Consider the following 3,836-nt stretch of genomic DNA (forward strand, 5'->3'; position numbering starts at 1 on the left):
GTGCCGGTGCGGTTCCTCACCTATGCCTATGCCGAGACCCGTTTCCCCGGCGGATTCGATGGCCCGCAGGTGACCGAGGCGCTGATGCTGGTCCTGCCCGCGCAAGGCCCGCGCAGCGGCGCCGAGCGCGTGGTCGGCGCCGCCTGCCGGATCTGCCCGCGCGCCGGATGCGTCGCCCGGCGCGAACCCTCGATCGTCGGCGCCGGCGACTGAGATCCGGGCCGGACCTCGTCTTTTCGATTTTGACAGCGCCCGTCCCCTTGGGCGATAGTCCGCCCAGGGGACGGAGAACAGGGAGGAACCGGGCATGAGCGGACGTGTCCTCCTCATCGAGGACGAGCCGCATATCGCCGAGGCGATCCGCTACATCCTCGCGCGCGACGGCTGGGCGGTGGCGAGTCATGCGGAAGGCCAGGGCGCGCTTGAGGCGATCCGGCGCGAGGCGCCGGACGTCCTCGTCCTTGACATGATGCTGCCCGGCAGGTCGGGCCTCGACATCCTCGAGGACCTGCGCGCCGATCCCGCGCTGGCCGGAATCCCGGTCCTGGTGCTGTCGGCGAACGGACAGGGCGAGGCACGCATGGCGGCCGAGGGCGCGGGCGCCGCGCGCTTCATCGCCAAGCCCTTCGCCAATTCCGACATCTTGACCGCGGTCCGGCAGATGGCGGGCGCATGAGCCGGACCCGACCACGCGGCGGGAAGGAGGGCGCATGACCGCGCCGAAACCGCCGAAGTTCCTTGCCCGCAACTCGTATCGCCGGCGGCGGATCATCGACGCCGCGCGGCTGCTGCCGGTTCTCGGGGTCTTCATCTTCTTCCTGCCGGTGCTCTGGCATCCTGGCGACACGCCCGAGCCGGACACCGCAAGGGGCGGGCTTTACCTCTTCGCGGGATGGTTCGCGCTGATCGTCGCGGCCGTCCTGCTCGCGCGCGCCCTGACCCGGAGTGACCTGCCCGGCGGCGAGGATGACGCCGCGGATGCGGAGCCGCGCTGATGGTGCCGTTCAACATCCTCGTCGCGGTCTGCCTTGCCTACGTGATCCTGCTCTTCCTCGTCGCCTTCGCGGCCGAGCGGCGCGCGGAGCGCGGCCAGGCGGGCTGGCTGCGCTCTCCGGTCATCTACACGCTGTCGCTGTCGATCTACTGCACCGCGTGGACCTTCTACGGCGCGGTGGGATACGCCGCGCGCTCGGGGCTCGAGTTCGTCACCATCTACCTCGGCCCGACGCTCGTCTTCGTCGGCTGGTGGATCGTGCTCAGAAAGCTCGTCCGCATCGGCCAGGCGCAGCGCGTCACCTCGATCGCCGACCTCATCTCCTCGCGCTACGGCAAGTCGAACCTGCTCGGCGTCATCGTCACGCTGATCTGCGTCCTTGCCGCCACGCCCTATATCGCGCTCCAGCTCCAGTCCGTCACGCTCTCCTTCGGGGTCTTCGCGAGCGAGACGCCCGAGGGCTGGGCCTTGCCGGACCAGAGCGCCACCGCGCTCTGGGTCGCGGGGGGCCTCGCGCTCTTCACCATCCTCTTCGGCACGCGCAACCTCGACGCCAACGAACGTCACCACGGCGTCGTCATGGCCATCGCGCTGGAGGCGGTGGTGAAGCTGGTGGCGCTCTTGGCCGTCGGCGTCTTCGTCGTCTGGGGCGTGGCCGGCGGGATCGGCCCGGTCATCGAGCGCATCGATGGCTCGCCCATCGCCGACTGGCCGCTGAAGCCCGGCCGCTGGATCGGGCTCACCTTCATTTCCGCGGCGGCCGTGCTCACGCTGCCACGGATGTTCCAGGTCATGGTCGTCGAGAATTCCGACGAACGCCATCTCGCTACCGCGTCCTGGGCCTTCCCGCTCTACCTCTTCCTGATGAGCCTCTTCGTCCTTCCGATCGCGGTGGTCGGCCTCGGCCAGCTCGCGCCGGGTGCCAACCCCGACCTCTTCGTGCTGACGTTGCCCCTGTCGGAGGGGCGCGGAACGCTCGCCATGCTCGCCTTCCTCGGCGGCTTCTCCTCGGCAACCTCGATGGTCATCGTCGCCTCCATCGCGCTCTCGACGATGGTGTCGAACCATGTCGTCGTGCCGATCTGGCTCGCGCTCAGGCAGGGAGGCGCGCGGACGCCCGGCGACGTGCGGGGGCTGGTGCTGATGGCCCGGCGGGTGTCGATAGCGGCGATCCTTGCGCTGGGCTACACCTACTACCACCTGTCGGGCGGCTCCGGCGCCCTGGCCGCCATCGGCCTCATCGCCTTCGTCGGCGTGGCGCAGATCCTGCCGGCGATGCTGGGCGGCATCTTCTGGCGCGGCGCCACGCGGATCGGCGCGGCGCTGGGGCTGAGCCTCGGCTTCCTCGTCTGGCTCTACACGCTCTACCTGCCCTCCTTCGGACCCGAGGGCGTGTTCTCGGCCGCGGTCCTGAACGAGGGGCCCTGGGGTCTCGGCTGGCTGCGGCCGCAGGCCCTGTTCGGCGTCGAGGGAATCGACCCCTTGCTCCATGCGATCTACTGGTCCTTCACGCTCAACACCGGCGCCTTCATCGCCGGCTCGCTCCTCAGCTTCCCGACTCCGGTGGAGCGGATGCAGGGGCTCGCCTTCGTCAGCGTCTTTGACCGGGACGTGGGCGCGCGCGGCTGGAGCCGCGGCGGCGCGGAGGCCGAGGACCTGCTGACGATGAGCCAGGGCATCCTCGGCGCCGAGGAGGCCCAGGCCTTCTTCGAGGCGGAGGCCGGGGCGCAGGGCAAGGCCGGCTTCCTGCCCGACACCACGCCGGAGTTCATCGAGCGGCTGGAACGGCGGCTCGCCGGCGCCGTGGGCACGGCGACGGCACATGCGATGATCGCGCAGTTCGCCGAGGGAGCTGCGGTCACGGCGCAGGACCTGATGGCGGTGGCCTCGGAGGCGCAGCAGATCCTGGAATATTCGACGCAGCTCGAGGCGAAGTCCGAGGAGCTCGCGCGGACCGCGCGGGCCCTGCAGGAGGCCAACGACAAGCTGCGCGACCTTTCCGTCCAGAAGGACACGTTCCTGAGCCAGATCAGCCACGAGCTGAGGACGCCGATGACCTCGATCCGGGCCTTCTCGGAAATCCTGATGGACCCCGAGTTGCCGGGCGCGCTCCAGCAGAAATATGCCGAGGTGATTCACGAGGAGACGATCCGGCTCACCCGGCTGCTGGACGACCTCCTCGACCTCTCGGTGCTGGAGAACCGCAAGGTCCAGCTCAACGTCAAGGTCGCCAACCTCCACGACCTTCTCGACAAGGCCATCCAGGCGGCTTCCAACACGCGGCCCGAGCGCGTGTTCGCCATCCACCGCGATGCGTCCGCCGAGCACATGCCGGTCATCACCGACACCGACCGGCTGGTGCAGGTCTTCATCAACCTCGTCTCGAACGCGCGGAAATACTGCGATGCCGAGCGGCCGGAGCTGACGATCCTCGCGCGCAAGCGCGGCGGGCGGGTGGTGGTCGATTTTATCGACAACGGCTCGGGCATTCCCAAGGCCGCACAACGGCTGATCTTCGAGAAATTCTCGCGCCTCACGGACACCCAGCGGGCGGGCGGCGCGGGGCTCGGGCTCGCCATCTGCCGCGAGATCATGGCGAACCTCGGTGGCACCATCGCCTATCTGCCGGGGCAGGGCGGCGCCGCCTTCCGGGTCGCGCTCCCGGTCCGGCCCGAGAACGCCCGGACCGCCGAGGCGGCCTAGCCGCCGCCGTCCCGTCGGGGGCGTTTCAATCCTTTGTTAACCGTGATCCGGCTAGGCTGCCTCCGGCCCGCACCCCGGGGCCGGGGCGCGGAGACGTGGCGGAGGAATGGCGGAGAGCGCGGCGGATACGGTGCTGAGG

The 3,836-nt window shown here is 69.8% G+C and carries 3 protein-coding genes and 1 pseudogene; all 4 read left to right on the plus strand.

Features of this window, described 5'->3' with window-relative positions:
- Nucleotides 1-213, plus strand: a pseudogene (locus F9K34_RS17630) (helix-turn-helix domain-containing protein); the annotation flags it as partial.
- Between the two features lie 94 nt (nt 214-307).
- Nucleotides 308-676: a response regulator transcription factor gene (locus tag F9K34_RS17635; RefSeq protein WP_291338420.1), complete on the plus strand. Its 369-nt coding sequence runs from the start codon at nt 308-310 to the stop codon at nt 674-676.
- 34 nt (nt 677-710) lie between these two features.
- Nucleotides 711-995, plus strand: coding sequence for a hypothetical protein (locus tag F9K34_RS17640; RefSeq protein ID WP_291338421.1), 285 nt, complete (start codon nt 711-713; stop codon nt 993-995).
- A gap of 2 nt (nt 996-997) precedes the next feature.
- On the plus strand, nt 998-3,697 hold the full coding sequence (locus F9K34_RS17645; protein ID WP_291338422.1) for a sensor histidine kinase: 2,700 nt from the start codon (nt 998-1,000) through the stop codon (nt 3,695-3,697).
- The last annotated feature ends 139 nt before the right edge of the window (nt 3,698-3,836 follow it).

The organism is Albidovulum sp. (assembly GCF_008933605.1).
In the GTDB taxonomy this organism is placed as follows: domain Bacteria; phylum Pseudomonadota; class Alphaproteobacteria; order Rhodobacterales; family Rhodobacteraceae; genus Albidovulum.

What these genes read in the sequence shown, in the direction of transcription:
- F9K34_RS17635 (WP_291338420.1), top strand. Translation starts at nt 308, where the DNA reads ATGAGCGGACGTGTCCTCCTCATCGAGGACGAGCCGCATATCGCCGAG.
- F9K34_RS17640 (WP_291338421.1), top strand. Translation starts at nt 711, where the DNA reads ATGACCGCGCCGAAACCGCCGAAGTTCCTTGCCCGCAACTCGTATCGC.